This is a genomic window from Compostibacter hankyongensis (assembly GCF_039541075.1).
Taxonomy (GTDB): domain Bacteria; phylum Bacteroidota; class Bacteroidia; order Chitinophagales; family Chitinophagaceae; genus Compostibacter; species Compostibacter hankyongensis.
The window spans coordinates 102,730-128,885 of sequence record NZ_BAABFN010000005.1 but is presented as its reverse complement, the minus strand read 5'-3'; the positions used below and the strand labels follow the sequence as shown (position 1 = coordinate 128,885).

Here is a 26,156-nt window from a genome sequence, read left to right as displayed (position 1 = left end):
TCACCCTTTCAGGGGGCGAGCCTTTTTTTTATGATGGACCAGAGCTGCTGCTGCCAGCCCAGCAGGTGGCCGATCAGAAAATATTCTTTCAGATTACCACGCACACTTTTACGCAAGATGCGTCTTACGTCATCGGCTTCCATCTCGCCGGCCTCTTTCACCTGCATGAGCAGCTCAAGCGCAATAAAGGCCAGCAGGGCCGCGATAAGAAACAGGAAGTTCCACTCGTGCAGCTCCAGCAAACGGAATACGCGGCTAAAGCGGGGACCGCCCCATTCCACCCTTACATTTAAATGCCGGTTGAGAAAAAAATCGGCAAGATATCCTCCCACCAGGGGGGCCGTGGAGGAAAAGAAGGCCGTGATGATATTTTTGGTCGAGAGGTAAACGATAGACTCCGCCCGGGGGGCAAGCTTCAACCCGATATTGATCAGGGAAAGGTTGATGCCCGAGGTGGAGATGCCGGTGAAGATATAGATAAGTACCAGCAGGGCCAGGTTTATATACATATGGGTATAAATGCCGACAAAGCACCAGGCGATAAAGCAGCCGATATACAGGGGGCCGCAGATGGCGATAATCGTTTTATTGCTGTACCGGTCTGCAAAAGTTCCCCAGAGCCGGACGGTGAGGATGCTGCCCACCTGAGTGATAATGCCCAGCAGGATAACGTAAGACAGCGGTATACCCAGACTTTTCAGGAGAAATACCGTAAAGAAGGGCGTGGCGATATTCAGGGCAAACACCCAGGCCGAGTTGAACACGAGCAGCCGCCGGAAATTACTGTCCTTCAGCGGATGCTTGATCAGCCTGAATATGTTTTCATTTAACAGGATACCCCTTGGCTCTGGCGCTCTGGAAAGGATGAAAGCGCCGGTGATCCCGATGATGCCGGCGGCGGCAAACATGCCCGCATAGGCGGCGAGCTGGTAGGAGGGATAATGCTTTTTTATGTAATCGAGCAGCAGGGCAACGGCGATGCTGAGCAGGGCGTTCAGCGTCTGGGAAAGGCGGCTCCGCCGTGAAAAATAGCTTCCTAACATTTTTTCGGGTACCAGGTCTTTCATCCAGGAGTTCCAGCTGGGACCCGCTATGGAGCCGAAGAGATAATAAAAGCAGAGAAAGAATATCAGCACTTCCACACTGGTGGTGGCCGGAAACAGCAGGAGCAGGCTGCCAACGGCCAGCAGGGGGGCACGCGCCAGCAGGCTGCAGATCACTGCGATAGCCCGCCGGTTATTATAACGGCGCACCAGCCATATGGAGATCAGCTGGAAGATGTTGGTAAAAGTAGGCAGGGCGGCCAGGAGCCCGATTTCGAAATTACTGGCCCCCATCAGCAGGGCCATGGCTACAAGAAAGGCTCCGCCCACGAGGACCGTCATGGCTTCGGCTGCAAGCCCATCGCCGATTACGAACCGCAGCCCGCGCTGTACTTCCTCATCGGTTAGTTGCTCTTTGGGTTGTAGGTTCAATAACTACATACGTTTGGTTATACAAAGATGCCCTGTAAAGCCGCCTGTCTGGGAGGTCCTGCGTTCAGTAAGCGGCCGCCAGACTGTCTGCTTTTTCCAGGTGCATGCGGATTACCGGCAGGTATTTGCCGGCATAATCCTTTATCCGTTTATTTTCTCCATTTTGCATTTCGGCCTCGAACAGCGCAATTGTTTTTTCATGGTCGATGATCTGCCCGTGCATATAGGCGGTATCGAATGTTGTTCCGCTCATTGCTTCCAGCTGCCGGTGCTTTTGCTGATGGATCGAATCGGGCTGCTCCGGCATGCTGATGTTCCATGTCCGGGCGATGTCCTTCAGCTCCTGCTGCGCTGTTCCATGATCATCCACCATCATTTGGCCAAAATCCTTTACCCCATCGCCCGCTGCTTTTGAAACGGCCAGTTTTCCAAGGTCCACCTCGGCTGCGTTGCCATAGCCTGCCTGCATGACGAACGCCTGGTCTGCATCATTTACCACGGTGCTTTCATCGTCGTCCATAGAGCAGGCGCAGAGAATAATCGTTCCGGCCAGCAGCACACAGATAGAAAGTTTTCCGGTTTGCATTTTTTCAAGGGTTTGATGATCATATCGGCTGCGGGCTGCCCCGGCTATTTATAGGTGCACCATTCGGCACTGCCCTTTGGCATGCCGGCACTGGCTTCCTTGCTCCGGGTTTCGCTCAGCGCTTTGTTCTGCGCTTCCATATCCTCAAGGGTTTGCTGCGTTCCCGACGGCTGCTGGTCGAGCAGCCCGTTGGTTGCAGAAACGTGTTTCACTGGGTCCCGGATATATTGCCAGGTTTCCCCCAGCTCCGGGCTTTCCCCTTCGTTCCAGGGACCGCGCTGATCCACTCCATTGCCGTCAGACATGTTAAAATAGTTATTGCTGTAACGCGGATCGGCCTGGAGTACCCCGGGTGGGAAATTGGGCTGTATGGTACCCAGCGCGGCTTCAAACATCTGGAAGTGCGCTACTTCCCGCGTCATCAGGAAGGTCAGGGTTTCCTTCACATAAGGATCGTCGGTAAACTGAAGCAGGTACTCGTAAACAATCTTAGCGCGGGACTCGGCTGCTATATCCGAGCGGAGGTCCACGCTCAGATCGCCGTTGGCATTGATATAGCTGCCGGTCCAGGGTACGCCCTGGCAATTGGTCAGGGTAGGTCCTCCTCCGCTCCGGGTGAGAAATTCCGGATGCATCATGGCTTCATGGATATAACTTTCCTTTGCGGCTTTCCCTTTTAAGGTTTCCATGATCTCGGCATTGTCCGCCGCATTTTTCAGCTCCCCGTTCACCCCTTCGAGCAGCAGTTGGACAGTTGCCCCGACGATTTCAAGGTGGCTGAATTCCTCCGTGGCGATATCCATCAGCATATCATATTTATCGGGGTAGGGGCGCCGTGCGCTGAAGGCCTGGACAAAGTACTGCATGGCGGCTTTTAATTCCCCGTTGCCGCCCCCAAACTGTTCTAACAACAATCCTGCAAAGCGCGGGTCGGGTCTTGAAACCCTTACATTAAACTGGAGTTCTTTTACATGATGAAACATAAGAAATGGTTTTTAAAGTGGTGGATATAACTATCCGCCATATTTCATACCAGCTCTCCGGAGGAGAAAAAGGTCGGCAGCAGGGAAAACGGGATATCCCTTTATAACCGACCCCATGGCTGTAAGAGAGAGGGTTGATCCCGGTTGCAGGAGAAAGGAAATACCGGGTCATTAATTTCCCTTGGAGGAAAAATTTCCCCATCGGCTCATCATCTTTTCTTCCTGGGGAAGCCGGGAAAAGCAACCTTTAACGAGCCTGGCACAATTATCCGGGGATGCTGATATCCGGAGGTTGAATGCGGTCCGGAAAAATTATAAAAAGATGCCTTCATCCATCGTTATCAGGAGCAGCCGGGCAATGGCGAGCCGTCATCTCTCCCTGGCCTTTGCGGAAAGCGCAACGGCAGGACGGCTGGCTTATGAATACTCCCGCGTACCCGATTCGGGAACGATCTTAAAAGGAGGACTGGTATGTTACGATGCCCGGGTAAAAGAAGAGGTACTGGGTGTGCCTGTTGACATGATACGGCAATACTCGCCCGAGTCGGCAGAAGTAACGGGCGCATTGGCTGAGCGTTTGCAGCTTTTTATGAAGCCGGATATTACCGTTGCCGTTACCGGCCTGATCACCCCGGGAGGCAGCGAAACGGCTTCAAAACCGGTAGGAACCATATTTATCCATATTCTGATGGGGAATGTGTCGAAGGCTGTCCGCGAGGTTTTTTCCGGTTCCCCCGAACAGCGGGTGCTGAAAACGGCCGACCGGGTAGCGGAGCTGATTTTAAATATGCTGTAAGAACAAGGCGTACCGGATGGTCCCTGTCAGCCGCTGGCATAATTCTTGGTTTTTTTATCCGGATTCGTTTTTGCAAATATTCTTCCTCAGCAACTTCATCACAAAAAATCAGACGGATATAATTCCGTTCATTGTTCAGCTTAAAATCTATGTATTATGATACAGAAGAAAAATCATCCCATTCAGCGTAACGATCGCGCCCCGAATGGCGATAAAAACATCCCTGATGATAATGGTGGTGAAAAAGCGCCGGATCAGGAAGAAGAACCTGTACTGGACGAAGAAGATCTCGAAGACAATGACCTGGATGTGGACGAGGCGGACGAAATAGAATGGGAGCCGGCCGAAGACCCCGATAAGGATAAATAACGGATTACCTTACTTTCCCCAGGTGCGGAACACGGCGGCGCGGTCCTGCAGGACCCGTGCCGTCCGTCGCTCCGCCCGTACAAGCTTAAGCCTGTCCGGCTTTGTCTGTAACGGCGGCGCGGTGATAAATCTTACGCGCAGGGAGGATAAAGAAAAAAGAAACAGCATGGATATGGAAACCGCCCCGGAGCTCAAAGAAGTGATCGACGTCTGGAAGAATAAATTTTCCCGGAGGAACATTACCCAGCAGGATATCGACTGGCTCAATGCCGTGAGCCGCGAATACAAGGATGTACTCTTAAACGCGATACCGGAATCGGAAGATGTTTTCCGGGACCTTTGTATCGATGAAGATATAAACGGTGCGCTGTTCTTTGTAAAGGAGAGCTGAGAAAATTTATACCGTTTTTGTGGTCTTCAGGATCCCCACTGTAGAGATCGGGTAACGCAGGCCTCAGGGCTATGAGAAAAATATTATATCACTCTATCATGAGAAGGAAGAAAATAGCTGTACTCAGGGCAAATGCACTTGGCGATTTTGTTTTTGTATTACCCGCGCTGCAGGCGCTGCGGGAAACCTTTCCGGAGGCGGAGATCGTATACCTGGGCCGGGAAATGCACAGGATATTGCTGGAAGACAGGCCGGGACCTGTGGACCGTGTAGAGGTAATTCCCTCTTATCCCGGAGTGGGTAAACCTGAAGATTACTTTCAGGATATTGAAGAGATCGCGGAAGCCGAATTGTTTTTTGCGCGCATGCAGGCCGAGCGGTTCGACATTGCCTTACAGCTGCACGGAGGCGGACAGTATTCCAATCCCTTTGTGCTGCGTCTCGGCGCCGAGCTTACCATCGGTCTGAAATCGTCTGCCGCTCCTCCGCTGGATGTGTCGGTGCCCTACGTCACCCGTTTTAATGAAATACTGCGTTACCTGGAAGTAGTTTCCATGCTGGGGGCACAGACGGTGCATGTGGCTCCCGAGATCGTGGTCACCGAACGGGATCTGGAAGCGGCCAGCCGTGCCGTAACCGATCCGGACGGACGGCCCTTTGCCGTGCTTCACCCCGGCGCTTCGGATCCGAAACGGAGATGGCCTCCCGAAAACTTTGCCCAGGTAGCGGATTTCCTGATTGGAGAGGGATGGCAGGTTTATATAAACGGGATAGCGGAGGAGGCCGGTATGGCTGCTGATATCGTGTCGGCCATGTATCACCGCGAATGGGTAGAGGACCTGAGCGGGCGTCTTCCCCTGCCGGCACTGATCGGCCTGTTGTCCCAGGCTTCGCTGGTGATCTCCAATGACAGCGGACCGCTGCATCTTGCCCATGCCCTGCAGGCCCCCGCGATCGGCATCTACTGGATCGGTAACCTGGTCACCAGCATGCCGGCCACCAGCAGGTTCCACCGTCCCGTGATTTCCTGGACGACCAGCTGTCCGCTTTGCGGGAAGGAGGGGGCCATGCTGGAAAGCGAAGATTCCAATTGCCGTCATAATACTTCTTTTATGCGCAGCATTTCGGTAGGAGAGGTAAAAGGAGCTATCGGCAAATTGCTAAATACCGGTTTATATATTCCCGAGCCTGTGCCCGGGTAAGGCGATTGCGTTAATTCTTCAAAAACTGTGTTTATGAAACCCACAGAACAGCCTGCATCCGATCGCCTTCTTGAGCTGAAGATCGGCATCTTCAGGGCGCTGAAGCTGGGAGACATGTTGTCTGTCATTCCCGCCGTGCGGGCGATCAGACATGCCTTTCCCATTGCGCATATCACGCTTATCGGTCTTCCCTGGGAGGAAAAGCTGGTAAGCCGGTTCTCGCATTACTTCAACGGCTTCGTATCTTTTCCGGGCTGGCCCGGTCTGCCCGAGCAGGAGATCGCTCCGGTACGGATGACGGATTTTTTGCGGCAGATGCAGCATCTTCAGCTGGACCTGCTGCTGCAGATGCAGGGCGATGGCTCCTATACCAATGCCATGTGCCTGCTTTGCGGAGCCAAGCAGGTGGCGGGTCTGCGGTTAAAAAGGCATGCCGTCCCCGGCGGCGGGCTGTTTCCGGTTTTCCGGGAAAACGAGCACGAGGTGCTGCGTTTTCTGCGGCTGGTCAAGGAGGCCCTGGGGATCGATCCGGCAGGTACTGCGCTGGAGTTTCCCGTGATGCGGGAAGAATATGAGGAGGCCGGTTGTATAATGGAGGTCCTGGGTCTTACCCCGGGGAAATATATCTGCCTGCATCCCGGAGCAAGAGATCCGCGGCGGCGCTGGGAGCCCGCTAAGTTTGCCGTCGCCGGCGACCGGCTGGCCCGCGCCGGGTTTCACATCCTGCTGACCGGGGACCGGTCGGAAAGGGATATCACACGGCAGGTGGCCTCGCTTATGCATTACCCGGCGGCCGATCTGGTAGCCGGATGCGGACAGGTAGACCTCGGTGTGCTGGCTGCGCTGATCGAGCAGGGAGCCGGTCTGCTCTGTAACGATACGGGGGTATCCCATCTTGCCGCAGCGCTGGAAGTGCCGAGCGTGGTAGTTTTCTCCCCTTACTCCAGTGCCGCAAGATGGGCTCCCCTCGATCATACCCTGCATATGGCTGTTGCCCCCGAAGCGGCGGCCGATCCGGAAAAGGTAGCCTGCAGGCTGCTCCGCTGCTTGAGCCGTCTGCCGGCAACGGCCTCCGTTTCGGGCAGGGTTTCCCCCGACCCTGTAACAGGACTAAATCCGTGAGATATGAAGGTTTCCGTTCTTATACCGACGGTGAACCGTCCCACTGCGCTGGCGGCTACCCTGATGGCGCTCGTCGTTCAGTCCTTCGGCGATTTTGAGATCACCATTGCCGACCAAAGCAGAACCTTCATAAGAACAGAGCCTACCATACAGACGATTTCCCGGATTTTTGAATTGCACGACCGTCCTCCGCTGCATATCCTGCAGAATCTCCCGCCGCGGGGCATCGCGCAGCAGCGGCAGTTTCTGCTCAATCATTCCACCGGTACTTTTTCGCTTTTCCTCGATGATGATGTTATCCTTGAGCCGCGCGCCATAAGCCGACTGGTACAGGCTATGGAGGAAGAGGAATGCGGCTTCGGCGGCATGGCACCCGTGGGTCTGAGCTATAGGGAAGATGTGCGGACCGGGGAGCAGGAGATCAGCTGGTGGAACGGCCGGGTGCAACCCGAGCGGGTGCGGCCGGAGGGACCCGGGTGGGAGCGTTATAAATTACACAGCGCCGCAAACATGCTCCACATAGGCGAGAAGCTTCGCGCGTCGGGCGCCGGCCAGAAAAAGTACAAGGTGGCCTGGATAGGCGGCTGCGTGCTGTATGATACCGCCAAGCTGCGGGATACGGGCGGCTTTGAGTTCTGGCAGAAGCTGCCCCCGGAGCATTGCGGGGAGGACGTGCTGGCCCAGCTGCGCCTGATGGAAAAATATGGAGGCTTCGGGCTGGTCCCCTCGGGCGCCTATCATCAGGAATTGCCTACCACTATCGCCAACCGGGAAGTGAATGCTCCGGAATACCTGCTTGCCGCACGGTAACCGCTCCTGCAGGGCCATACCGGGCCGCATGCTAATTAAAATTGGCAGGATTTATGCGGCAAAAGGGAGACTAACGGGAAATGCCTGAGGTCGTCCCGCTACCTTCACACACCCAAATGAAAACCTTGTATAATGAGAAACATCCTTCTCATCGATGATGATGTAGATATGTGCTTGCTACTCAGTACATTTCTGCAAAAAAAAGGGTTTTGCCACGGAGGCGGTCTATTCCGGCGCAAAAGGTCTGAAACGTTTCGAAGAAAAACATTTTGACGTAGTTATCTGTGATTTCAGGCTGGCCGATAAGGATGGCTACGAAATGTTGGAGGCGTTTAAATCCAACCGGCCGGAGGTAAAGGTCATTATCATTACCGGTTATTCAGACATCAAAACGGCGGTAGAGATTATCAAGCGCGGCGCTTTTGATTATATTTCCAAACCGCTTATCCCCGATGAAGTGATGGCGGTAATCCGGAAAGCACTGGAAAGCGCTTCTCCCATAGCCGCAACGCCGCCCGCCCCGGGAGAGATACCGTCGCTTCAGAAAAAGAAGGAAGCGGCCGATCCCGCTTCCGGGTTCCTCGTCGGGGAATCGCCCGCCATCCGGGAAGTCTATCGCCGGGTGAAGCTGGTGGCGCCCACGGATTACAGTGTCATACTTTATGGTGAAAGCGGTACCGGTAAGGAGGTGATGGCCAGAACCATTCACCAGTACAGCCGCCGGCAGGATAAGCCTTTCGTGGCGCTGGATTGCGGCACGCTGTCCCGCGAGCTGGCGGGCAGCGAATTGTTCGGGCATATCAAGGGCGCCTTTACCGGCGCCTTCGCAGACCGTACCGGTCATTTTGAGATGGCCAACGGCGGCACGCTGTTTCTCGATGAGGTAGCCAACCTTTCCTACGATATCCAGGCCTCCCTGCTCCGGGTTATCCAGGAACGTTGTTTCAGGCGTATCGGCGGTACCCGCGAGATGCAGCTGGACATACGGCTGATCATCGCCTCCAACGAAAACCTGGAAACGGCCTATCGCCAGGGGAAATTCCGGGAAGACCTTTTTCACCGGTTTAACGAATTTTCGCTTACCCTGCCCCCGTTGCGCGAAAGGCAGACGGATATCCCCCTGTTTGTCCATCACTTTCTGGAGCAAACCAATGCGGAGCTGGGCAAAAACATACAGGGTTTTGAAGAAGAGGTCATGAATATTTTTATGCAATACAGCTGGCCGGGTAATATACGTGAGATGAAGAACGTGATCAGGAGGGCTGTCCTCATGTCGGCTTCCGACCGCATCACCAGGAAATGCCTTCCCTGGGAACAGCTTACGCGGCAGGATAAGTCGGTTGCCGCTGCTCCCCGGTCTGAGGGAACACGGATTCCCGCTCCGGTAGTCCTGCAGCACGATAATAATCTGAAAGAGGCAGCCTGGCGCGCCGAATGGGAAACAATTCTTTCAGTGTTGAAGCAGGTAAAGTATAATAAATCAAAAGCCGCCCAGCTTTTAAACATCGACCGGAAGACGTTGTACAACAAGCTCCGGAACCTGGAAAGCCAGGGACTCACTCCCAACTGAGCCCGTTCCTCTTCCGCACCTTTCCCGGCGTGGAAGAATATTCCCCTGCTCAGGGAAATATTGCCTCAAGGAAAAAGATAACTGAATACAACCATACGCTTCTGTCCGCCGGGTATACCCGGCGGACATTTTTTTATATAGCTTTCCCCGCTACAGGAGCGCATCTGCAGCGATGGCCGTCCTTTTCTTCTTTTCATTCGGAAGAGTAATTTGTTTTGGCATTAAATTTTGATAAGCAGTAATATCATGATTCTAAAAATAGTATGATCAATAAAAGGAGCAGTTATGACACACGAATCAAATGTGATCACCGATCATGAGAAGATCAGGAAGTGGGTGGAAGAAAGAGAGGGAAGGCCGGCGAGGGTAAAAGGAACAGGCGGTAAGCATGACGCAGGATTGTTACGGATCAACTTCCCGGGCGATGAAGACGGGAAGCTTGAGGACATCTCCTGGGATGAATTTTTTAAAAAATTCGAAGAGGAAGATCTTGCCTTTTTATACCAGGATGAAACTGCAGGCGGTAAGACCAGCTATTTCAACAAACTGGTAAGACGGTAAGCAGCACTCGCACCGGGGCAACCGGTTTTACTCCTTTGTTCAGAAACCATTACACAACGGTTATCCCAAAGATAGCCGAACGGAGCCGGCATGCTCTTAAGTTCAAATCATTCTTATGTCTCTATTGAATGCTCATACCCTTCCCAGGATCTTTACCTGGCACATACACGGCAGCTACCTGTACTATCTGTCACAGGGCTCTTATGAGATTTTTATACCGGTCGACCGTGGAAGAAGCGAAGGCTATTGCGGCAGGGGCAATACCATTCCTTTCGGCGAAAATGTTCACGAGGTAGCTGCGGAGAAGGTAAAGGAGATGTCTTTTGATTGCATTCTTTTTCAATCGCAGCAGAATTATATCACCGACCAGTACGAGATACTCAGTCCCGTGCAACGGGCGCTTCCGCGGATATATGTGGAGCACGACCCTCCCCGGAAACATCCTACGGATACCCGTCATGTGGTAGACGATCCGGAAGTCATCCTTGTGCATGTTACCCATTTCAACAAGCTGATGTGGGAGAATCCGAGTGGTCTGGTAAAGGTCATCGAGCATGGGGTGACCCCGCCGGCTGTTGCTTACAGCGGTATCCTCGAAAAGGGGGTGGTGGTCGTGAACAACCTGCCCAAAAGAGGCCGGCGGCTGGGAGCGGATATCTTTCTGGAAGCCCGGAAACATATTCCGCTGGACCTGGTAGGTATGGGCTCGGAAGCTTTCGGAGGATTGGGAGAGGTGCCCCTGACGGAGCTGCCGGCTTTTTTAAGCCGTTATCGTTTTTTCTTTAATCCTATCCGGTATACCAGCCTGGGGCTGTCCGTTTGTGAAGCCATGATGCTGGGTATGCCGGTCATCGGACTTGCCACTACGGAGATGGTTACGGTGGTTGAAAACGGGGTAACAGGTTATGTGGATACTGATCCTCACGCGCTCCTGACTAAGATGAAAGCGCTGTTACAGCATCGTGAGCTGGCAGAACGGCTGGGCTCAGCCGGAAAAAAAGTAGCGGAAGAGCGGTTCGGCATACACCGTTTTACCCGGGAATGGGCGCACCTCTTCCACGTGGCGCTCAAAAGAAACGAGGTATTCAGTTGAGTGTTACCGCCGGGAAAACGACAGGGCCGGAAAATATTTTTGGTATTGAAAAACAGGTATATGAAGAAGAGAATAGCATTTATCAGTGAACATGCTTCACCGCTGGCGACGCTGGGCGGCACGGATTGCGGGGGGCAGAACGTTTACGTGGGAGAGCTGGCCAGGCATATTGCCCGGCTGGGATTCGATATAGACATCTTTACCCGGAAGGACGACGAGCAGCTTGCCGAGACGGTCTGCTGGATCCCGGGCGTACGGGTGATCCATATCAAAAGCGGCCCGGAAGCCTCCGTTCCCAAAGAAGAGCTGATGCCGTATATGAAAGAATTTACCGGAAATATGCTGGCCTTTATCCGACGGGAGAATCCCGGGTATGCATTGATCCACGCCAACTTCTGGATGTCTGCGATGGTAGCCGCCGATCTGAAAAAGATACTGGGTATTCCCTTCGTGGTAACCTTTCATGCGCTTGGCTATATCCGGAAGTTATACCAGAAGGAGCAGGATCGCTTTCCCCCTGAGCGCGTGCGTATAGAAACCGCTATTGTGCAGGAGGCGGATCATGTCATTGCCGAATGCCCTCAGGACCGGGAAGATCTGATCGGGTATTATGCGGCTGCTCCGGAGAAGATCAGCATTATCCCCTGCGGGTTCAACCCGCAGGAGTTTTATCCGGTAGAGCGGGCGCTGGCGCGGATGGTCCTGAACCTCGATCCCGAGGAAAAGATACTGCTGCAGCTTGGGCGTATGGTGCCGCGCAAAGGTGTGGAAAACGTTATCCTGGCGCTGAAGCATTTGAAGCACCGGCGGCAGCCGGTCCGCCTGCTGGTGGTAGGAGGCGGGTCCGAGCATCCCGGCAATATACGCGAACCGGAGATTGCCCGGCTGACCGGGATAGCCCGGGAGGCCGGGGTACTGCCGCTGGTCACCTTCGCCGGGCGCCGGAACCGCGATGTGTTGAAATATTATTATGCCGCAGCGGACATATTTGTTACGACTCCCTGGTATGAACCTTTTGGTATTACGCCGCTGGAAGCGATGGCCTGCGGCATCCCCGTTATCGGCTCTGACGTAGGTGGCATCAGGTACAGCGTGGCAGATGGTAAAACGGGTTTTCTGGTACCGCCGCATGATCCGGTGGCATTGGCCCGGCGCGCCCTCATGCTGCTGAATGATGCGCGGCTGGCCGGAACGATGAGCAGAAACGCCCTGCAGCGGGTAAATACGCTGTTTACCTGGGCAGGGGTAGCCGGCGCCGCTGCGCGGCTTTATGAAAAAATAATGCTGCCGCGGTATTCCATGATAAGTTGAAAAACGGCTTTCGGCCGTGTCTTTCTGAGCGTGCCGCAGCAATTGTAAACAAAATGAACATTGGGAATATGGAACAGACAACCGGAAAAGTGATTTTAGTAACGGGAGGGGCGCAGGGCCTCGGCAAGGCCATCAGCCATACGCTGGCAGAGCTGTCCGGCGCCACCTTGCTGATCGCCGATATCCAACAGGAAAAAGCGGAGGCGGTGGCTGCCGGGATAAGGCAGGAGGGTAAGAAAGCCGTTTCGGTTAAGCTGAATCTTTGTAATGAAAAAAGTATAGACGATGCCGTTATTCTCGTGCGGGAGCAATTCGGTCGCCTGGACGTGCTGGTGAATAACGCGGGAGTGGATGTTACCAAGCCCATAACGGAGATGTCGGTAGCCGAATGGGATAGCGTCATCAACGTCAACCTGCGGGGTCCTTTTCTGATGGCAAAGGCTTTTCTGCCGATGATGGCAGAGCAGGGCAGCGGACATATCATCAACATCATCTCCACCGCAGCTTTGAGGGGATGGACGGAAGCTTCGGCCTATCACGCCAGCAAATGGGGGCTGCGCGGTTTTACCCAGGCCCTCTTTACCGAAGCAAGGCGATCCGGGATAAAAGTTTCGGCGGTCATTGCAGGGGGCATGAAAACGCCTTTCCTGCTGGACCGGTTTCCGGACCTGGATCAGTCCAAGCTGCAGGATCCGGCAAACGTGGCGCGCACCATCCGGTTTCTTTTGTCGCAGCCGCCGGAAACAGTTATCCCGGAGGTGATGGTGCTGCCTTTGCAGGAAACTTCCTGGCCCTGAAGGAAATGGTTGAAAACAGCAGCAGGATGAACAAAGCCATATTTATCGATAAAGACGGCACGCTCATCGAAGATGTGCCGTATAACGTTAATCCGGGGCGGATAAGACTGGAGGATCATGCCGCCGAAGGGCTCCGCATGCTGCAGGAGGAAGGCTTCCTGCTGATTGTAGCGTCCAACCAGCCGGGTGTGGCGCTGGGTTATTTCGGGGAACATCATCTTTTGCAGGTAAACGAAAAAATCCGTAGCCTCCTGCTTCCCTGTGGTGTATACATCAGCGGCTTTTACTATTGCCCCCATACGCCGGAGGGCCGGATAAAGAAATACGCCTGCCGCTGCGGATGTCGCAAGCCGGCGCCGGGGCTGCTGCTGGCAGCGGCCGACGCGCTTGATATCGATACATCGCGCTCCTGGATGATAGGTGATATCCTGCATGATGTGGAAGCCGGGAAGCGGGCGGGATGTCATGCGGTACTGATCGACAACGGCCACGAAACGGTATGGGACACTACGGGTCCTTACCGGCGACCGGATGCCAGGGCCGGTGATATCCGGGCTGCTGCAGAGCTTATCCTCCGCAGGCAGGCCCATCATAAACAAACAGCTGTAGCGCAATAAACCCTTTCCGATGAACAAGGACTTTCAAGCTATTATCAACAGGTTCAGCCAGCCGACGGTGCTGGTGATCGGCGATCTTATCCTCGATGTTTACCTGAAAGGAGCCGCCCACCGGCTGTCGCCCGAGGCCCCGGTGCCCGTGGTGAACGTTTCCGAAAAGCAAACCCGGATCGGCGGCGCCGCCAATGTAGCCGCCAATGTGAGATCGCTGGGCGCCCAGGTGATTTTTTGTTCGGTATGCGGCCGGGATCAGGATGGGGAAGCCGCCATCGCTTCGCTGGAACGGATGGGTGTTTTTACACGGTATATCCTGCAGGATCCCGGTCGCCGTACCATTGTGAAAACGCGGGTAATGACACAGTCTCGTGTGCTGGCCCGCTTTGACGAAGGCACGGAGCGCCCTGTGGGGAAGACGGCGGAAGAGAAGCTGATAACGTATATCCGTAAGGTTTATTCCCTCTGCGATGCGGTAATTATTTCCGACTATGACAAAGGCGTGCTTACCCCGGCAGTGATCGCCGCGCTTGAAAGCCTGCAGGAGGAGCGGCCGGTTTGCCTGTCGGTGGATTCAAAACGGCTGTCCGCCTTAAGCCGGCTGCGTCCGTCATTTATAAAACCCAACTACGAAGAAGCCGTGAAGCTGCTGTCGCTGTCCCGCCGGCAGCGTGGCCGGGCCACTCAGCTGCAGGGCTGCGGCCGGGCTATCTTCGGCAAGACCGGTGCGGCGGTGTCGGCCGTTACCCTTGATGAGGAGGGCGCGGTGATTTTTGACCGCGAAAGACCGGTATATGTAACCCGGGCACATCCGGTGGCCAACCCCAGTGTGATCGGTGCGGGAGATACTTTTCTGGGCGCCTTCACCCTGGCCCTGGTCTCCGGCGCCACCCTACCGGCCGCCGCGGAACTGGCCTCTGCCGCCGCCGCCGTGGTGGCCGGTAGGGAGGGTACGGTCTGCTGTACCCATAAGGCCCTGTCTTCGTTTTTCGCCCAGCGCAAAAGATATCTCAGCAGCCCGGAAGAGCTCGAAAGGGTTTGCCAGGTATACCGGGCACAGGGGCGGCGGATCGTATTCACCAACGGGTGTTTCGACATCCTCCACAGCGGTCATGTCAGCTTTCTGAAACGTGCCGGAAAGCTGGGCGATGTGCTGATCGTAGGGATCAACAATGATGACAGCATTACCCGGCTGAAAGGCCGGGAACGTCCGGTTAATCCGCTGAAAGACCGGGTGGAGGTACTGTCGGCCCTGGATACGGTACACCATGTGATCGCTTTTGGTAAAACGGGCGACGATACTCCCGTTGAACTGATCAGGGTGGTAAAGCCGGATGTATTTGTAAAGGGAGGCGATTATACAAAAGACCGTTTGCCGGAAGCCGCTGTCGTGGAAAAATTCGGCGGGGAAGTGGTGCTGCTGGAACAGGTACCGGATCATTCCACATCCCGGGTTATCCGTCGCATCCGAGAAGTCTTTCCGCTGCCCCAGGTGAAACCTGCTTCCTGACAGGGACCGTTCCGCTTCCCTTAACGCCGAATGCCCATGGATAACTGGTCTGATTGCAAGGAGATTTTATGCATCCGCACGGATAATATGGGAGACCTGCTGATGAGCACCCCCGCCATCCGGGCGTTGAAGGAGACCTTCGGATGCAGGATCACCCTGCTGGCGGCGTCTGCTTCCGCGGACATCGCGTCCCTTACGGGCCTCATCGACGCCGTTATCGTCTTCAACGCGCCGTGGAACCGCGAGGATACCGATCCTGCGGAAATCTTCAGCGTGCTGGAAGAAATAAGGTCCCGTCGTTTTGATGCGGCGGTGATCTTTACGGTATACAGCCAGAATCCCCTGCCTGCCGCCCTTTTTGCCCTGATGGCCGGCATTCCGAAACGCCTGGCCTATTGCCGGGAAAATCCCTACGGACTGCTTACCGGCTGGATCCCCGACCAGGAACCCTATACTTTTATCCGGCATCAGGTAAAACGCGATCTCGACCTTGTCGCCAGCGTAGGGGCCGTCACCAGTCGTCAGCAGCTGAGCCTCTGTGCCGGACCGGATAGCTGGAAGGCGGCACGGAACAAAGCCCTGCGTCAGGGTATCCGTTTTGAAGCGCCCTGGATGGTGGTGCATACCGGTGTGAGTGAAAAGAAAAGAGAATATCCCACTGCCGAATGGGTAGCTGCCGGCCGGAAGATCCGGGAAGAGCTTGGCCTGCAGCTGCTCTTTACCGGCACCGCCGGAGAATGCGGGCACGTTCGCTTCCTCATCCGCGAGATCGGAGAAGGCGCTTTCTCCCTGGCGGGCCTTCTTTCCCTTGATGAGCTTGCCGCTCTCATCGGGCATGCCCCGCTGTTGTTGTCGGTAAACACGGTCACCATTCATATGGCCGCCGCCCTGGGCACGCCGGTGGTGGTGCTTTATGCCCTTACCAATCCCCAGCACACGCCCTGGAAGGTCAGCAGCCGGGTGTTGACCTTTGACGTTCCCCCTTTCCTGCGGAGCAAAAATGAGGTGGTGCGGTATGTTCATCAGCATCACCTGAGCAACATATCCGGGCGCGCCACGCCGGACGATATCCTGCAGGCTGTCCGGGATCTGCTGTCTCCCTGACGGAAGCAGCAGATCGTATTCCCTTCTCCGTTGGGGTATCCTTCTTCTCTCCGGACCGGTTTGGCTGTGCTGCAAGCGGCGGCTGCCGTATTACGGTGACGGCTACTTTAAACTCTCCTGTATAGCCTTGGCGGAATCGAGGTGCGTCCTCAGCACCGGCAGGGTCTGGGTGATAAAGGCCTGGATATCGGGGTCCTTCACATTTTGTGCACCCTTTTCAAATTCATCGATATCCTTTTCGTGGTCTTTTACCATATCGTCGATATAGGCCTTGTCGTATCCCTTGCTCATACTACTCAGCTTATCCACATCCGAACGGTGGGCCTGGTCCAGCGAGTCGGGCAGGGTAATGCTTTTCCGGGCCGCCAGGGTCTTCAGCGAATCGTTGGCCTTGCTATGGTCGTTTACCATCATGGCCCCAAAGGCAGATACACGGGGATTGGTGGCTTTCTGCTGGGCCGTTCTGCCCATTTCCACTTCAGACATGCCCCCTATAGCGGCGGATACCATAAAGTCTGCATCCGATTTTTCTACCGGCGCGCTTGCCGCGTTCATGGAATCCGCGGTGTCCACATTGGAGTTGCCGTTTCCGGTCCCGCTTCCGTTATTGCAGGCCTGTGTCAGCGTCAGTAGCAGCACGGACCCTCCCAGGACAAAAATCTTTTTCATAATATACGGTTTTATATCAGAAAATAAATTTGAAGGGCTTTCTGTCCCCTCGTTTTATGAAGTATAAAAATCAAGCCAAGTCACAGCGCGTACGACCGGGAGGCCTGTACTTGTTGTCTGCGCCGTAAAGGGCTCCGGCAGGGCGATACAGCGGCCGCGCTTCCGGCCGGGGAGAGAGGGTTTTTTAATGAGGCCTGATTTCCACAGGTTGGGGAAGGAAAATCGGTATTTGTTTTTTTTATCCGGCGAAAGAAGTAGTTTTAGAACAAATACGACATATGGCCCTGACCGGAAAAAGCGAAGTGGCGCAAGCCACGGCAAAAGGAATCAGGCTGACATCCCTGGATTTTTTCAGAGGCTTGATCATGGTGCTGCTCATGCTGGAGAGCACAGGCCTCTATGAGCATCTGCACGATATGACCAGGGGAAGCCTTGCAGAAGGGTTTTTCCGGCAATTCTCTCATCATCCCTGGCATGGCCTGCATTTCTGGGACCTGATACAGCCGGGCTTTATGTTCATCGCCGGCGTTGCCCTGGCTTTCTCCCTGAACAAGCAACGCGCGCATGGCAGCACACGGCAACAGCAGCTGAAAAAAGCCCTGAAGCGGAGCGCCTGGCTTTTTTTCTGGGGGGTGCTGGATTATGCCGTCAGGGGCGATCATCTGTCTTTCGAGCTTTGGGATGTGCTCACCCAGCTTTCCTTTACCATGCTGGTGGCTTTCTTTATCTTTCCCTGGAAGGCGGGGTGGCAGCTGCTTTTCAGCATAGGCCTGTTGTTGCTTACGGAATGTCTTTACCGGCTGATCCATATCCCGGGGTTCGATCAGCCGTTTACCGATCAGCACAACTTTGGAAATTATGTGGACCTGCTGCTGATGAATAAGATCAATCACGGCGGGTGGGTGGCGATCAACTGTATCCCGACAGCCGCCCATACCATCTGGGGAGCTGTGGCCGGTAAGTGGCTGTGCACACTCCCTGACCATAAAAGCAAGATAAAGCGTATCGTGCTGCTCGGCCTGGTGACGCTGGCTGCCGGATATCTGCTGGACTGGACCGGCGTCACCCCCATTATAAAACGCATCGCCACCAGCTCCTTTACCCTGGTGTCGGGCGGATGGTGCCTGCTGGCCCTGGCCTTGTTTTATACCTGGATCGACGTGCGGCAGCACAAACGCTTCCTGCAGTTTTTTCTGATCGTGGGGATGAACTCCATTTTTATTTACCTCTTTTTTGAGATCGTGGTGAGCCGCTGGCTGCGGGAGTATGTGGAGGTAATTGTAAACGGCATACTGACATGGACCGGGATCGGGCAGGGCGTTATCGCCGTTATGGCCGCCCTTGCCCTGTTTGCCCTCCAGTGGTTTCTCTGCTTCTGGCTGTACCGGAAAAAGATATTTTTTAAGCTGTAAGCTCCGGCTTAAAAGCTTCTGTCGTCTGCCGAAGGACCGTAGATAGACGGCACGGGAATGTTGTTGAGCCGCATATACACGGTAAGCTGTCCGCGGTGATGCACAAGATGATTGATGGAAGAGAAAATGTTTTCCTTTTTGGGTGAGGTGTAAAGCACCTGTCCCTGACTTTTTAGCGAGAAGGGGGCCATGATTTCTTCGTTTGAAATATCCTGCAGCGCATTCTCCGCCTCCCGCATGTTTTCCTCGAAATGGCTGACCAGCTCCGCCGTGGTCTTGGGCCGGAAATGTTCAAAAGTGGCCAGATCGAGGTCCGGCTTTTTGGCCATGTGGGCGATCCATTTGGGGATCTCTGCCACCAGCAGCGCCAGATAGCCCATGGTCATTGACTTCTCATGGGGTTTCCAGTCAAACAGGCTTTCCGGGATGCTTTCGAGGCATTTCCGCGAAGCCCGGGCTTCGCTGTTGAGTTCTTCCCGGTATTCGAGACCGAATCTGATGTCTTCCATGGTTTGGGTTTTTAAAAAAGGGTTATAAGATATCGCAATATAAACCGCCTGACCCGGATTACCAAGTCGGGCGGCGGTGCCGTCCGGGACCGGCCCGGCATATCATAGTACCCGACAGTATCATAGTAAAAGTATGTCCGGAATTGTTGTATATTAACGGCGGATTAATACATCCATTCCACGACGCATAACATGGGACAGACACGTTCAGGTATCATTCACTTTGTTTTGCTGATTGCTTTTGCAGCGGCTATCGTGGTGGCTATCGATCCGTTCCATCCGTTCAGCAGTCCCGATCCTAACTTCAGGGGTCTGAACCTTTTCAGCTTCTTTACGGTGCAGAGCAATCTGATCGCGGCGGCTACCCTCCTGGCGGAAGCCTGGATGCTGGTTACCGGCAGGCGTCCGGGTCCGGGCTTCGGGATGTTAAGGGGAGCTGCGGTACTGTATATGCTGCTAACGGCGTTGGTCTATGCCCTGCTTTTACAGGGGGTGGTGGATGCGAACAGCGCACTGGCCTTCAACTGGAAGAATTTTATCCTGCATCAGCTTGCGCCGCTCTTTGTACTCGTGGAATGGCTGCTATGGCCGCCGGCCCTGAGCGTCTCATCCGGCAGGTCCCTCACCTGGCTGATCTTTCCCATTCTGTGGCTGGTATATACCCTCACGCGTGCCGCGCTGACCGGCTGGTATCCTTATCCTTTTCTGAATCCTTCCTGGGCCGGCGGCACAAAAGGGGTTATTATATATGTGGTTTGTATCACCATAGGTCTTGTGCTGATGTGTCTGATCCTGGCCTGGGTCAGCCGGGAAAGAAACCGGGGGAACAAAGCCGGGCCGCGATATGTATGAGCCGTAAAAAAATAGAATATCATGGATAAACAATTTGCGCATGTGGTTAATTTCTGGTTGCGGGAAGGTCTCAGCACAGCGGAAAGGCAACAGTTTGAAGCCGGGGTCCGCTCCCTCGGCACTATTGGTACGATAGCCCGTTTTCATATAGGCACGCCAGCCTCTACCGACCGGGAGGTGATTGACCGGAGCTATGACTACTGCCTGCTTTGCCTGTTTAAAAACCAGGAGGACCACGATGCCTATCAGGTCGATCCCGTGCACGACCGTTTCCGGGAAACCTGTTCCCCCTTTTGGGAAAAGGTGGTGATCTACGATTCGGTAGCATGCTGAGCTGTGCGGGCGCACCTTCCTATAACCATGTCCGTTACCCGGGTTAAACCCCTGTTCCATAAACAGGCATGTCAATCCGGCGATCCTTTATCCCTTTGTTGCTGATGAAGTAGTATATGGGAAGACCTGTAAAAAAATATTGACGGATGAAACCGATTGTCCAGATATCGCTTGATCTTACCCACATCGACGAAGCGCTTGAAACAGGCGCAATGGCGCTCCGCGCCGGGGTGGACTGGCTGGAAGCCGGCACTCCCCTTATCCTGGCCGAAGGCCTGCATGGGGTGAAAAAGATGCGAAAGGCTTTCCCCGGAATTCCTATCGTGGCGGATCTCAAGACGATGGACGGAGGCTACCTGGAAGCCGAGATGATGGCCCGTGCCGGCGCCACGCATGTGGTGGTCATGGCCAGGGCGCATGCGGAAACCATAAAATGCGTGGTACAGGCCGGGCGCGATTTTGGTATAAAGGTGATGGGAGACAACCTGGGCTGTTCCGACAAGATAGCGGCGGCCCGCCGGCTGGAAGAGCTGGGCTGTGATTTTGTGATCCATCATATCGGTTATGACGAACGGCGCGGCATTGCCGCCCGCGGAGAACGAATGCCGAGCCCGCTGGATCAGCTGCGCGAGGTGGTGGAGGCGGTGCAGGTGCCGGTACAGGCTGTCGGAGGACTCAGCCTCGAGCAGGCTATCCTTTGTCCCGCCTACGGCGCTCCCCTGGTAGTGCTCGGCGCCCCGCTGACCATAGATGCCGACGCCTTTAAGACGGCAGACGGTAATCTGGAGGGCGCGCTCCGGCTGATCTGCGAAAAGGTACATGCCGGCGGAAATTCCTGACGCAGGGGCGGCGCCGGTTTTAAAAAAACGATAAATAACCTGTTAAGATGAAATCTGCAGCGGTGGTTAACTATGCCCCCGAAAAGGGAGCGGTGGAATTGCGGGAAATGCCCCGTCCGGAAATCGGGGAAGACGAGGTGCTGCTTGAGGTGGCCAATGTAGGCGTCTGCGGCAGCGATCTGCACCAGTGGACGGCCGATCATAGCTGGCCGGTGAATTACCCGGTGGTGCTGGGTCATGAATTCGGCGGCCACATCGTACAAACGGGAAGCCGGGTTGCCGCATGGAAGGAAGGGGACCGTGTGGTGAGCGAAACCGCAGCCATCATCGATCCGCACAATCCCATGACGCGTGCCGGGCTGTATAACCTGGACCCCACCCGCAAGGGGTTTGGCTACGGGGTCAACGGGGCCATGACGCGTTATGTATCCGTGCCGGCCCGTTGTCTGCATGCCGTCCCTGCAGCGCTGCCTTTTGAGGAAGCCTGTCTTACTGAACCCTGTTGCGTTGCCTTTAATGCCGTAGTGGAAAATAGCCGGCTGCGGCCGGGCGACCGGGTGGTGGTACTCGGGCCCGGCACCATCGGCATCCTCTGCGCAGCCGTTGCCCGGCTTTGCGGCGCCGAGGTAGCCGTGGTGGGTCTGGAAGCGGACCGTCGCCGGCTGGACATTGCCGCAGGATACGGTTGTACGGCCATTGCCGGCGATGCCGGGACATGGGCCCGCGAACGGGACGGGTTGGGCGCCGACTGTGTAATCGATGCCGCCGGTACCAGCATTACCCTGAAGATAGCCATGGACCTGGTACGCCCCAACGGCAGGATCACCAAGGTAGGGTGGGGGCCTCAGCCGCTTCAGTATTCCCTGGACCCGCTGGTGCAGAAAAACATCACCCTGCAGGGGAGCTTCAGCCATAACTGGCCCGTATGGGAAAGGGTCATCGCCCTCCTGGCAGGAGGGCAGCTGGATGTAAAGCCGATCATCGGCGGCGTCTGGCCCGTTACCGAATGGAAGGAAGCCTTTGAAAAAATGCACGGTGGGGAGGTGGTAAAAAGCGTGCTAAAACCGGTATAACCTATGCGGTTGCAAGATAAAGTTATCATTGTTACGGGCAGTACCACCGGCATCGGAAAGGCCATTGCGCTGCGTTGCGTGGAGGAGGGCGCCCGCGTGGTCATCCACGGTCTGGAGCAGGAGGAAGGCGAGGCGGTGGCAAAAGAGATCGGTGCGGACAAGGCCACGTTATTGATCGGGGATATTACCATGGAGGACATGCCGCAGCGGCTCACCGAAGCGGCCCTGACCGCCTTCGGCAGGCTGGATGCCGTAGTGAACAATGCTGCGCTGGTGGTCTCTTCCAATATCCATACAACGGATAAAGATTTCCTGCGCCGGGTCCTGGAGGTGAATACCCTCGCGCCCTACGCGCTTATCCGCGCCGCCCTGCCGCACCTGAGCGCAGCGCACGGCTGCGTGCTGAACATCGGGTCGGTGAATGCCTGGAGCGGCGAGCCCAACCTGCTGGCCTACAGCATTTCCAAAGGGGCGCTGATGACCATGACGCGCAACCTCGGCGACAGCCTGCACCGGGAAGAAGGCGTCCGGGTAAATCAGATCAATCCGGGCTGGGTGCTGACCGAAACCGAGATGAAACGGAAGCAGGAACACGGGCTGCCGCCGGACTGGTATACGAAGGTGCCGAAGGTATACGCCCCGGCCGGCCGTATCCTGATGCCCGCAGAGATCGCTGCTGCCGCCGTGTACTGGCTGGCCGATGAAAGCGGCCCCGTAAGCGGGCAGGTCACCGATCTGGCCCAGCATCCCTTTCTCGGGCGCAACCCGCCAAAAGATACCACTACCATCCCTGTATAAAAACATTTGCTATGCCCAGATTGGCCGCCTTCCCCAAAGCCTTTATGCATGCCCTTTGCAAGGACGGAACGATGAAGGTTTCCGAATGGATCGGTCTTGCCGCCGGGCTGGATATCGACGGGCTGGAGTGGTATGCCGGCTTTCTCGAAATGGAGGACCGCTCCAATTGGCCGCTGTTCCGCCGCCAGGTAGAAGATAATGGCATGGTCATCCCCATGCTGTGCTGCTCCCCCGACTTTACCCATCCCGATGCCGCCTTCCGCAAACGGGAGATCGACAAGCAGAAAGGATGGATAGAGATGTCCCGTATCCTTGGGGCCGCCTATTGCCGGGTGTTGTCCGGACAGCGGAGACCCGGCCTGCTCGTGGAGGAAGGCATCGACCTGGCAGCGGGCTGTATCGAAGCCTGTCTGCCTTATGCGCAGGAACGGGGCATCACCCTCATCCTGGAAAATCATTATAAGGACGATTTCTGGGAATATCCCGAATTTGCCCAGCAGATGGATGTGTTTTGCGCGCTGGTATCCCGTATCCACCATCCCAGTTTCGGCGTGAATTACGATCCCAGCAATACCTATCTCGCCGGTGAAGATCCCCTTGAGCTGCTCAGCCGCGTTGCCCCCCGGGTGGTGACGATGCATGCGAGCGACCGCTTTCTGACGGAAGGTACGCTTGAAGACCTCCGCCGGGAAGAAGCCGGGGTGGCCGGCTATGCCCGGCGCCTCAGCCATGGAGAGATCGGGAAAGGTCTCAATGATTATGATGCCATCTTTACCCTTCTGAAAGCAGCGGGCTTTGACGGCTGGATCAGCATCGAAGACGGTATGGACGGTATGGAGCAGCTGGCCCGCAGCGTAACTTTTCTCCGGGACAAGATCGGTCAGCACTGGCCCGGCTTCTGACCCCGCCTTTATACCGCCATCAGGCTGCAGCCCCGCAGCGCGCTGTTGTCCATCCGACCCAGCACTTCAAAACTACCGTCAGGGTACAGCTTCCCGATGTCCTCCGTGGACAGGAAGGCGCAGGAGTAAATATTGGCCAGGTCGATCACGTTGATCAGGCCCCGTTGCGCCGCGCCCTCCTGAGGTGGAGAGGAGAGGGGGTCGTTTTCATCCCGCAGGGTGACCCGCATCCAGGGCGGGCAACGAAAGATGCCCTCCTGCGCCGCATAAGCCTGGCTCAGCAGCTCCGTCATGCCATACTCGGAATGGACCTGCTCCAGGCCGAGCCGTTCCTTCAGCAAGGCATGCACGGCGGGACGGGTCAGCTCTTCCCGCCGGCCTTTCATTCCGCCGGTTTCCATCACGAGGGTATGCTGTAGCTGCATCCGGTATTTTTCGGCAAAATCCAGCAGCGCAAAGGTCACCCCGATCAGCAGGGTGCGCCGGCCCTGTTGCTCCAGTTCCAGCAGCCGCAGATGCAGCTTTTCGTGCTCGTACAGATAAAAGCCGCTCTCCGGCCGTCCGCTGTATTGGATCAGCTTATGCACCATATATACCAGCGAGGAATGCTGTCTTTCCAGGTAGGAAGGTAAAAGTCCGATAACCGCGTAGCCGGACACCGGTCCGTAAAACCGTTCGAAGGCCTGCAGAAAGCTTTGCTCGTAGAGCCTGGGTTCCCGGACCAGGTGCCGGCTGTTGACCGTGCCGGTGGTACCGCTGCTTTCGAATATCAGACCGGGTTCCCCTTCCCCGCTGTACACCCGGTGGGTCTTGAAGAACCCTATGGGCAGCCGGGGAATGGCGGCGCTATGCCGTATGCTGCGGGGGTCGATGCGCAGCGCATCCACATAGGAACGGTAGCAGCTGTTGTACCGGTACTGATAAAAAAAGAGCTCCAATGCTAAAAACTCAAAATCTGCGTTATTGGACAGGGAGAATATCCTTTTTTCGAAATCTGTATTTATTTGCATGTCGGAATACATGGAAACATTAAATTTGTACGCATGAAGCATAGGATACTGCCGGCCCTCCTGGGCGGTTTGCTGCTCACCTCCTGCGGGAAGGATAAAAATTTCCCTTCCACGCCGCAAATTACATTCAAATCCATTTCCCCGCTGGAATATCATGGCAAAACGGATCAGCTCTCCATCGTTGTGGGGGTAAAAGATGCAGAGGGGGATCTGGGGGACAGCGTGTTTTATCGACAGCATATTTCATCCGACACGCTGCCCTGGGGATCATTGCTCATGCCTCAGGGATTTCCCAAACAGGAAAACCTGGAAGGTAATATTATCCTGCAGCTGCAGTCCCAGCTGATTACACTCCCTACTAATCCGGGCGTTCCCGATACGGGCTATTTTGATGTTTTCGTAAGGGACCGGGCGGGCCATATCAGCGATACCATACAGACCGACAAAATTCTGCTGATTCTCGATCAATAACATTTCTCAGGGTAACAAAGCCGTTTTCGATATTCCGAATAAGAAATGGCCTGCGTTTATTGAAGAATAGCGGGGAGGAAATCTGTTTTTGATTTACCTTAGATAAAAAATTCCGGCCGCGTTGTCGGCGGCCAGGGTATTACATGCGCTCGCTGATCCACACCCTTGTTTACGGGTCTTTTTTCATATCCTGCTGCGCCGTGGCCTTTTGTATGGAAACGGCCTGGCTGCTGGGTCTTCCCCTGCAGCGGCCCGCTTTCTATATCCTCGTTTTCTGCACTACCCTCGTACAGTACAACCTGCATTACCGGATCAAAAAGACCGCCAATCCCGGATCGGAACGTTTTCGGTGGTCGCAGTCCCATAAGCACCTGCATCTGGCTTTTATGCTGACCGGCCTGGCCGGTGCGGCGGTGGCGCTGTGCTTTCTCAGCCTGCGGCATTTCCTTGCCCTGGCGGCGATCGGCTGCGTCAGCCTGCTTTACTCCCTGCCCCTGCTCCCTTTCCGGCAGCGGAAACGGATCAAGGATTTCGGGCTGCTGAAAATCCTGGTGCTTTCGTTGGTATGGACGCTCATCACGGTATGGTTCCCTTATGTAAATGTGCGGTCGTCGTTTAACACCGAATTCTGGCTGGTGTTCGGCCGGCGCTTTGTCTTTATGTTTGTATTGTGCCTGGCCTTTGACATACGGGATGCGGATACCGACCGGAAAGACGGTATCCATACCCTGCCGGTGATGTTGAGCCGCCGGTTCTGTTACCGGCTGATAGGGGTGCTGTTGCTCCTGTTCCTGGCCCTGTCGGTGTGGGAGCTCCGGAACGGCGGGGGACTGTTGCGTTTTAATGCCATGCTGCTTTCCATGTTGGCCACCTGGCTGATCATCGGCTATTCCCGGAAGCAGGACGGAGACATGCTTTACCTGGCGGGTATAGATGGAATGATGCTGTTGCAGGCGGTTTTAGTGGGAATAGGAACATTATAATCCTTACTTTTGAC

General features: G+C 55.3%; 29 protein-coding genes. 23 read left to right on the top strand and 6 right to left on the bottom strand.

Annotation, left to right across the window (positions count from 1 at the left end; genetic code table 11):
• Positions 1-8 precede the first annotated feature (8 nt).
• From ABD851_RS11060 to ABD851_RS11050, 3 genes are all read right to left on the bottom strand, one after another.
• Positions 9-1,475: an MFS transporter gene (locus ABD851_RS11060; protein ID WP_344979177.1), complete on the bottom strand. Its 1,467-nt coding sequence runs from the start codon at positions 1,473-1,475 to the stop codon at positions 9-11.
• Between the two features lie 64 nt (positions 1,476-1,539).
• The gene (locus ABD851_RS11055) at positions 1,540-2,061 is read right to left on the bottom strand and encodes a DUF4142 domain-containing protein (RefSeq protein WP_344979175.1); all 522 of its coding nucleotides are present in this window, start codon (positions 2,059-2,061) and stop codon (positions 1,540-1,542) included.
• 44 nt (positions 2,062-2,105) lie between these two features.
• On the bottom strand, positions 2,106-3,044 hold the full coding sequence (locus ABD851_RS11050; protein ID WP_344979173.1) for a manganese catalase family protein: 939 nt from the start codon (positions 3,042-3,044) through the stop codon (positions 2,106-2,108).
• A 322-nt stretch (positions 3,045-3,366) separates the two neighbouring features.
• On the opposite strand from ABD851_RS11050, the gene ABD851_RS11045 reads away from it, so the two are divergent.
• From ABD851_RS11045 to ABD851_RS10980, 14 genes are all read left to right on the top strand, one after another.
• A complete protein-coding gene (locus tag ABD851_RS11045) occupies positions 3,367-3,840 on the top strand; it encodes a CinA family protein (RefSeq protein ID WP_344979170.1) in 474 nt (157 codons plus the stop codon).
• 156 nt (positions 3,841-3,996) lie between these two features.
• A complete protein-coding gene (locus ABD851_RS11040) occupies positions 3,997-4,209 on the top strand; it encodes a hypothetical protein (RefSeq protein ID WP_344979168.1) in 213 nt (70 codons plus the stop codon).
• Positions 4,210-4,375: 166 nt separating this feature from the next.
• The gene (locus ABD851_RS11035; protein WP_344979166.1) at positions 4,376-4,600 is read left to right on the top strand and encodes a hypothetical protein; all 225 of its coding nucleotides are present in this window, start codon (positions 4,376-4,378) and stop codon (positions 4,598-4,600) included.
• 98 nt (positions 4,601-4,698) lie between these two features.
• A complete protein-coding gene (locus ABD851_RS11030) occupies positions 4,699-5,802 on the top strand; it encodes a glycosyltransferase family 9 protein (RefSeq protein WP_344979164.1) in 1,104 nt (367 codons plus the stop codon).
• A 33-nt stretch (positions 5,803-5,835) separates the two neighbouring features.
• On the top strand, positions 5,836-6,924 hold the full coding sequence (locus tag ABD851_RS11025) for a glycosyltransferase family 9 protein (protein WP_344979162.1): 1,089 nt from the start codon (positions 5,836-5,838) through the stop codon (positions 6,922-6,924).
• Positions 6,925-6,927: 3 nt separating this feature from the next.
• Positions 6,928-7,734, top strand: coding sequence for a glycosyltransferase family 2 protein (locus ABD851_RS11020; RefSeq protein WP_344979160.1), 807 nt, complete (start codon positions 6,928-6,930; stop codon positions 7,732-7,734).
• 166 nt (positions 7,735-7,900) lie between these two features.
• Positions 7,901-9,304 (top strand): sigma-54-dependent transcriptional regulator, encoded by a 1,404-nt coding sequence (locus tag ABD851_RS11015; RefSeq protein WP_344979742.1) that lies wholly within the window; start codon positions 7,901-7,903, stop codon positions 9,302-9,304.
• A gap of 285 nt (positions 9,305-9,589) precedes the next feature.
• Positions 9,590-9,865 carry a hypothetical protein gene (locus ABD851_RS11010; protein WP_344979158.1) on the top strand — a complete coding sequence of 92 codons (276 nt, stop codon included), beginning with the start codon at positions 9,590-9,592 and terminating at the stop codon, positions 9,863-9,865.
• Between the two features lie 115 nt (positions 9,866-9,980).
• Positions 9,981-10,958 carry a glycosyltransferase gene (locus ABD851_RS11005; protein ID WP_344979156.1) on the top strand — a complete coding sequence of 326 codons (978 nt, stop codon included), beginning with the start codon at positions 9,981-9,983 and terminating at the stop codon, positions 10,956-10,958.
• Positions 10,959-11,018: 60 nt separating this feature from the next.
• Entirely contained in the window at positions 11,019-12,269 is a 1,251-nt protein-coding gene (locus ABD851_RS11000; RefSeq protein WP_344979154.1) for a glycosyltransferase family 4 protein, read from the top strand.
• 68 nt (positions 12,270-12,337) lie between these two features.
• Positions 12,338-13,066: an SDR family oxidoreductase gene (locus tag ABD851_RS10995; RefSeq protein ID WP_344979152.1), complete on the top strand. Its 729-nt coding sequence runs from the start codon at positions 12,338-12,340 to the stop codon at positions 13,064-13,066.
• Positions 13,067-13,092: 26 nt separating this feature from the next.
• Entirely contained in the window at positions 13,093-13,683 is a 591-nt protein-coding gene (locus tag ABD851_RS10990) for a D-glycero-alpha-D-manno-heptose-1,7-bisphosphate 7-phosphatase (RefSeq protein ID WP_344979150.1), read from the top strand.
• A gap of 10 nt (positions 13,684-13,693) precedes the next feature.
• Positions 13,694-15,187, top strand: coding sequence for a D-glycero-beta-D-manno-heptose 1-phosphate adenylyltransferase (rfaE2, locus tag ABD851_RS10985; protein WP_344979148.1), 1,494 nt, complete (start codon positions 13,694-13,696; stop codon positions 15,185-15,187).
• A gap of 36 nt (positions 15,188-15,223) precedes the next feature.
• The gene (locus ABD851_RS10980) at positions 15,224-16,291 is read left to right on the top strand and encodes a glycosyltransferase family 9 protein (protein WP_344979146.1); all 1,068 of its coding nucleotides are present in this window, start codon (positions 15,224-15,226) and stop codon (positions 16,289-16,291) included.
• A gap of 102 nt (positions 16,292-16,393) precedes the next feature.
• Here the strand turns inward: ABD851_RS10980 and ABD851_RS10975 are convergent, their stop codons facing one another.
• Positions 16,394-16,960: a DUF4142 domain-containing protein gene (locus tag ABD851_RS10975; RefSeq protein ID WP_344979144.1), complete on the bottom strand. Its 567-nt coding sequence runs from the start codon at positions 16,958-16,960 to the stop codon at positions 16,394-16,396.
• 278 nt (positions 16,961-17,238) lie between these two features.
• On the opposite strand from ABD851_RS10975, the gene ABD851_RS10970 reads away from it, so the two are divergent.
• Positions 17,239-18,372, top strand: coding sequence for an acyltransferase family protein (locus tag ABD851_RS10970; RefSeq protein WP_344979142.1), 1,134 nt, complete (start codon positions 17,239-17,241; stop codon positions 18,370-18,372).
• An 8-nt stretch (positions 18,373-18,380) separates the two neighbouring features.
• Here the strand turns inward: ABD851_RS10970 and ABD851_RS10965 are convergent, their stop codons facing one another.
• Positions 18,381-18,881, bottom strand: coding sequence for a DinB family protein (locus ABD851_RS10965; RefSeq protein ID WP_344979140.1), 501 nt, complete (start codon positions 18,879-18,881; stop codon positions 18,381-18,383).
• Between the two features lie 192 nt (positions 18,882-19,073).
• On the opposite strand from ABD851_RS10965, the gene ABD851_RS10960 reads away from it, so the two are divergent.
• The 6 genes from ABD851_RS10960 to ABD851_RS10935 all read left to right on the top strand — a co-directional run bounded on the left by ABD851_RS10960 (position 19,074) and on the right by ABD851_RS10935 (position 23,678).
• Positions 19,074-19,733, top strand: a complete 660-nt coding sequence (locus tag ABD851_RS10960) for a Pr6Pr family membrane protein (RefSeq protein ID WP_344979138.1) — start codon at positions 19,074-19,076, stop codon at positions 19,731-19,733.
• A gap of 21 nt (positions 19,734-19,754) precedes the next feature.
• A complete protein-coding gene (locus tag ABD851_RS10955) occupies positions 19,755-20,066 on the top strand; it encodes a Dabb family protein (RefSeq protein WP_344979136.1) in 312 nt (103 codons plus the stop codon).
• A 146-nt stretch (positions 20,067-20,212) separates the two neighbouring features.
• Positions 20,213-20,905 carry an orotidine 5'-phosphate decarboxylase / HUMPS family protein gene (locus ABD851_RS10950; RefSeq protein WP_344979134.1) on the top strand — a complete coding sequence of 231 codons (693 nt, stop codon included), beginning with the start codon at positions 20,213-20,215 and terminating at the stop codon, positions 20,903-20,905.
• A 47-nt stretch (positions 20,906-20,952) separates the two neighbouring features.
• The gene (locus ABD851_RS10945) at positions 20,953-21,978 is read left to right on the top strand and encodes a zinc-binding dehydrogenase (RefSeq protein ID WP_344979132.1); all 1,026 of its coding nucleotides are present in this window, start codon (positions 20,953-20,955) and stop codon (positions 21,976-21,978) included.
• Between the two features lie 3 nt (positions 21,979-21,981).
• Positions 21,982-22,776, top strand: coding sequence for an SDR family NAD(P)-dependent oxidoreductase (locus ABD851_RS10940; RefSeq protein WP_344979130.1), 795 nt, complete (start codon positions 21,982-21,984; stop codon positions 22,774-22,776).
• An 11-nt stretch (positions 22,777-22,787) separates the two neighbouring features.
• Entirely contained in the window at positions 22,788-23,678 is an 891-nt protein-coding gene (locus ABD851_RS10935) for a sugar phosphate isomerase/epimerase family protein (RefSeq protein ID WP_344979128.1), read from the top strand.
• A gap of 8 nt (positions 23,679-23,686) precedes the next feature.
• Here ABD851_RS10935 and ABD851_RS10930 read toward each other — a convergent pair whose 3' ends face one another.
• Positions 23,687-24,688, bottom strand: coding sequence for a long-chain-fatty-acid--protein ligase (locus ABD851_RS10930; protein WP_344979126.1), 1,002 nt, complete (start codon positions 24,686-24,688; stop codon positions 23,687-23,689).
• A 33-nt stretch (positions 24,689-24,721) separates the two neighbouring features.
• Between ABD851_RS10930 and ABD851_RS10925 the strand changes: the two genes are divergently transcribed.
• Both ABD851_RS10925 and ABD851_RS10920 read left to right on the top strand, forming a co-directional pair.
• On the top strand, positions 24,722-25,159 hold the full coding sequence (locus ABD851_RS10925; protein ID WP_344979124.1) for a hypothetical protein: 438 nt from the start codon (positions 24,722-24,724) through the stop codon (positions 25,157-25,159).
• A 143-nt stretch (positions 25,160-25,302) separates the two neighbouring features.
• Positions 25,303-26,142: a UbiA family prenyltransferase gene (locus ABD851_RS10920; protein ID WP_344979122.1), complete on the top strand. Its 840-nt coding sequence runs from the start codon at positions 25,303-25,305 to the stop codon at positions 26,140-26,142.
• The last annotated feature ends 14 nt before the right edge of the window (positions 26,143-26,156 follow it).

What these genes read in the sequence shown, in the direction of transcription:
- ABD851_RS11055 (WP_344979175.1), bottom strand. Translation starts at nt 2,061, where the DNA reads ATGCAAACCGGAAAACTTTCTATCTGTGTGCTGCTGGCCGGAACGATT.
- ABD851_RS11050 (WP_344979173.1), bottom strand. Translation starts at nt 3,044, where the DNA reads ATGTTTCATCATGTAAAAGAACTCCAGTTTAATGTAAGGGTTTCAAGA.
- ABD851_RS11045 (WP_344979170.1), top strand. Translation starts at nt 3,367, where the DNA reads ATGCCTTCATCCATCGTTATCAGGAGCAGCCGGGCAATGGCGAGCCGT.
- ABD851_RS11040 (WP_344979168.1), top strand. Translation starts at nt 3,997, where the DNA reads ATGATACAGAAGAAAAATCATCCCATTCAGCGTAACGATCGCGCCCCG.
- ABD851_RS11035 (WP_344979166.1), top strand. Translation starts at nt 4,376, where the DNA reads ATGGATATGGAAACCGCCCCGGAGCTCAAAGAAGTGATCGACGTCTGG.
- ABD851_RS11030 (WP_344979164.1), top strand. Translation starts at nt 4,699, where the DNA reads ATGAGAAGGAAGAAAATAGCTGTACTCAGGGCAAATGCACTTGGCGAT.
- ABD851_RS11025 (WP_344979162.1), top strand. Translation starts at nt 5,836, where the DNA reads ATGAAACCCACAGAACAGCCTGCATCCGATCGCCTTCTTGAGCTGAAG.
- ABD851_RS11020 (WP_344979160.1), top strand. Translation starts at nt 6,928, where the DNA reads ATGAAGGTTTCCGTTCTTATACCGACGGTGAACCGTCCCACTGCGCTG.
- ABD851_RS11010 (WP_344979158.1), top strand. Translation starts at nt 9,590, where the DNA reads ATGACACACGAATCAAATGTGATCACCGATCATGAGAAGATCAGGAAG.
- ABD851_RS11005 (WP_344979156.1), top strand. Translation starts at nt 9,981, where the DNA reads ATGTCTCTATTGAATGCTCATACCCTTCCCAGGATCTTTACCTGGCAC.
- ABD851_RS11000 (WP_344979154.1), top strand. Translation starts at nt 11,019, where the DNA reads ATGAAGAAGAGAATAGCATTTATCAGTGAACATGCTTCACCGCTGGCG.
- ABD851_RS10995 (WP_344979152.1), top strand. Translation starts at nt 12,338, where the DNA reads ATGGAACAGACAACCGGAAAAGTGATTTTAGTAACGGGAGGGGCGCAG.
- ABD851_RS10990 (WP_344979150.1), top strand. Translation starts at nt 13,093, where the DNA reads ATGAACAAAGCCATATTTATCGATAAAGACGGCACGCTCATCGAAGAT.
- rfaE2 (WP_344979148.1), top strand. Translation starts at nt 13,694, where the DNA reads ATGAACAAGGACTTTCAAGCTATTATCAACAGGTTCAGCCAGCCGACG.
- ABD851_RS10980 (WP_344979146.1), top strand. Translation starts at nt 15,224, where the DNA reads ATGGATAACTGGTCTGATTGCAAGGAGATTTTATGCATCCGCACGGAT.
- ABD851_RS10975 (WP_344979144.1), bottom strand. Translation starts at nt 16,960, where the DNA reads ATGAAAAAGATTTTTGTCCTGGGAGGGTCCGTGCTGCTACTGACGCTG.
- ABD851_RS10970 (WP_344979142.1), top strand. Translation starts at nt 17,239, where the DNA reads ATGGCCCTGACCGGAAAAAGCGAAGTGGCGCAAGCCACGGCAAAAGGA.
- ABD851_RS10965 (WP_344979140.1), bottom strand. Translation starts at nt 18,881, where the DNA reads ATGGAAGACATCAGATTCGGTCTCGAATACCGGGAAGAACTCAACAGC.
- ABD851_RS10960 (WP_344979138.1), top strand. Translation starts at nt 19,074, where the DNA reads ATGGGACAGACACGTTCAGGTATCATTCACTTTGTTTTGCTGATTGCT.
- ABD851_RS10955 (WP_344979136.1), top strand. Translation starts at nt 19,755, where the DNA reads ATGGATAAACAATTTGCGCATGTGGTTAATTTCTGGTTGCGGGAAGGT.
- ABD851_RS10950 (WP_344979134.1), top strand. Translation starts at nt 20,213, where the DNA reads ATGAAACCGATTGTCCAGATATCGCTTGATCTTACCCACATCGACGAA.
- ABD851_RS10945 (WP_344979132.1), top strand. Translation starts at nt 20,953, where the DNA reads ATGAAATCTGCAGCGGTGGTTAACTATGCCCCCGAAAAGGGAGCGGTG.
- ABD851_RS10940 (WP_344979130.1), top strand. Translation starts at nt 21,982, where the DNA reads ATGCGGTTGCAAGATAAAGTTATCATTGTTACGGGCAGTACCACCGGC.
- ABD851_RS10935 (WP_344979128.1), top strand. Translation starts at nt 22,788, where the DNA reads ATGCCCAGATTGGCCGCCTTCCCCAAAGCCTTTATGCATGCCCTTTGC.
- ABD851_RS10930 (WP_344979126.1), bottom strand. Translation starts at nt 24,688, where the DNA reads ATGCAAATAAATACAGATTTCGAAAAAAGGATATTCTCCCTGTCCAAT.
- ABD851_RS10925 (WP_344979124.1), top strand. Translation starts at nt 24,722, where the DNA reads ATGAAGCATAGGATACTGCCGGCCCTCCTGGGCGGTTTGCTGCTCACC.
- ABD851_RS10920 (WP_344979122.1), top strand. Translation starts at nt 25,303, where the DNA reads ATGCGCTCGCTGATCCACACCCTTGTTTACGGGTCTTTTTTCATATCC.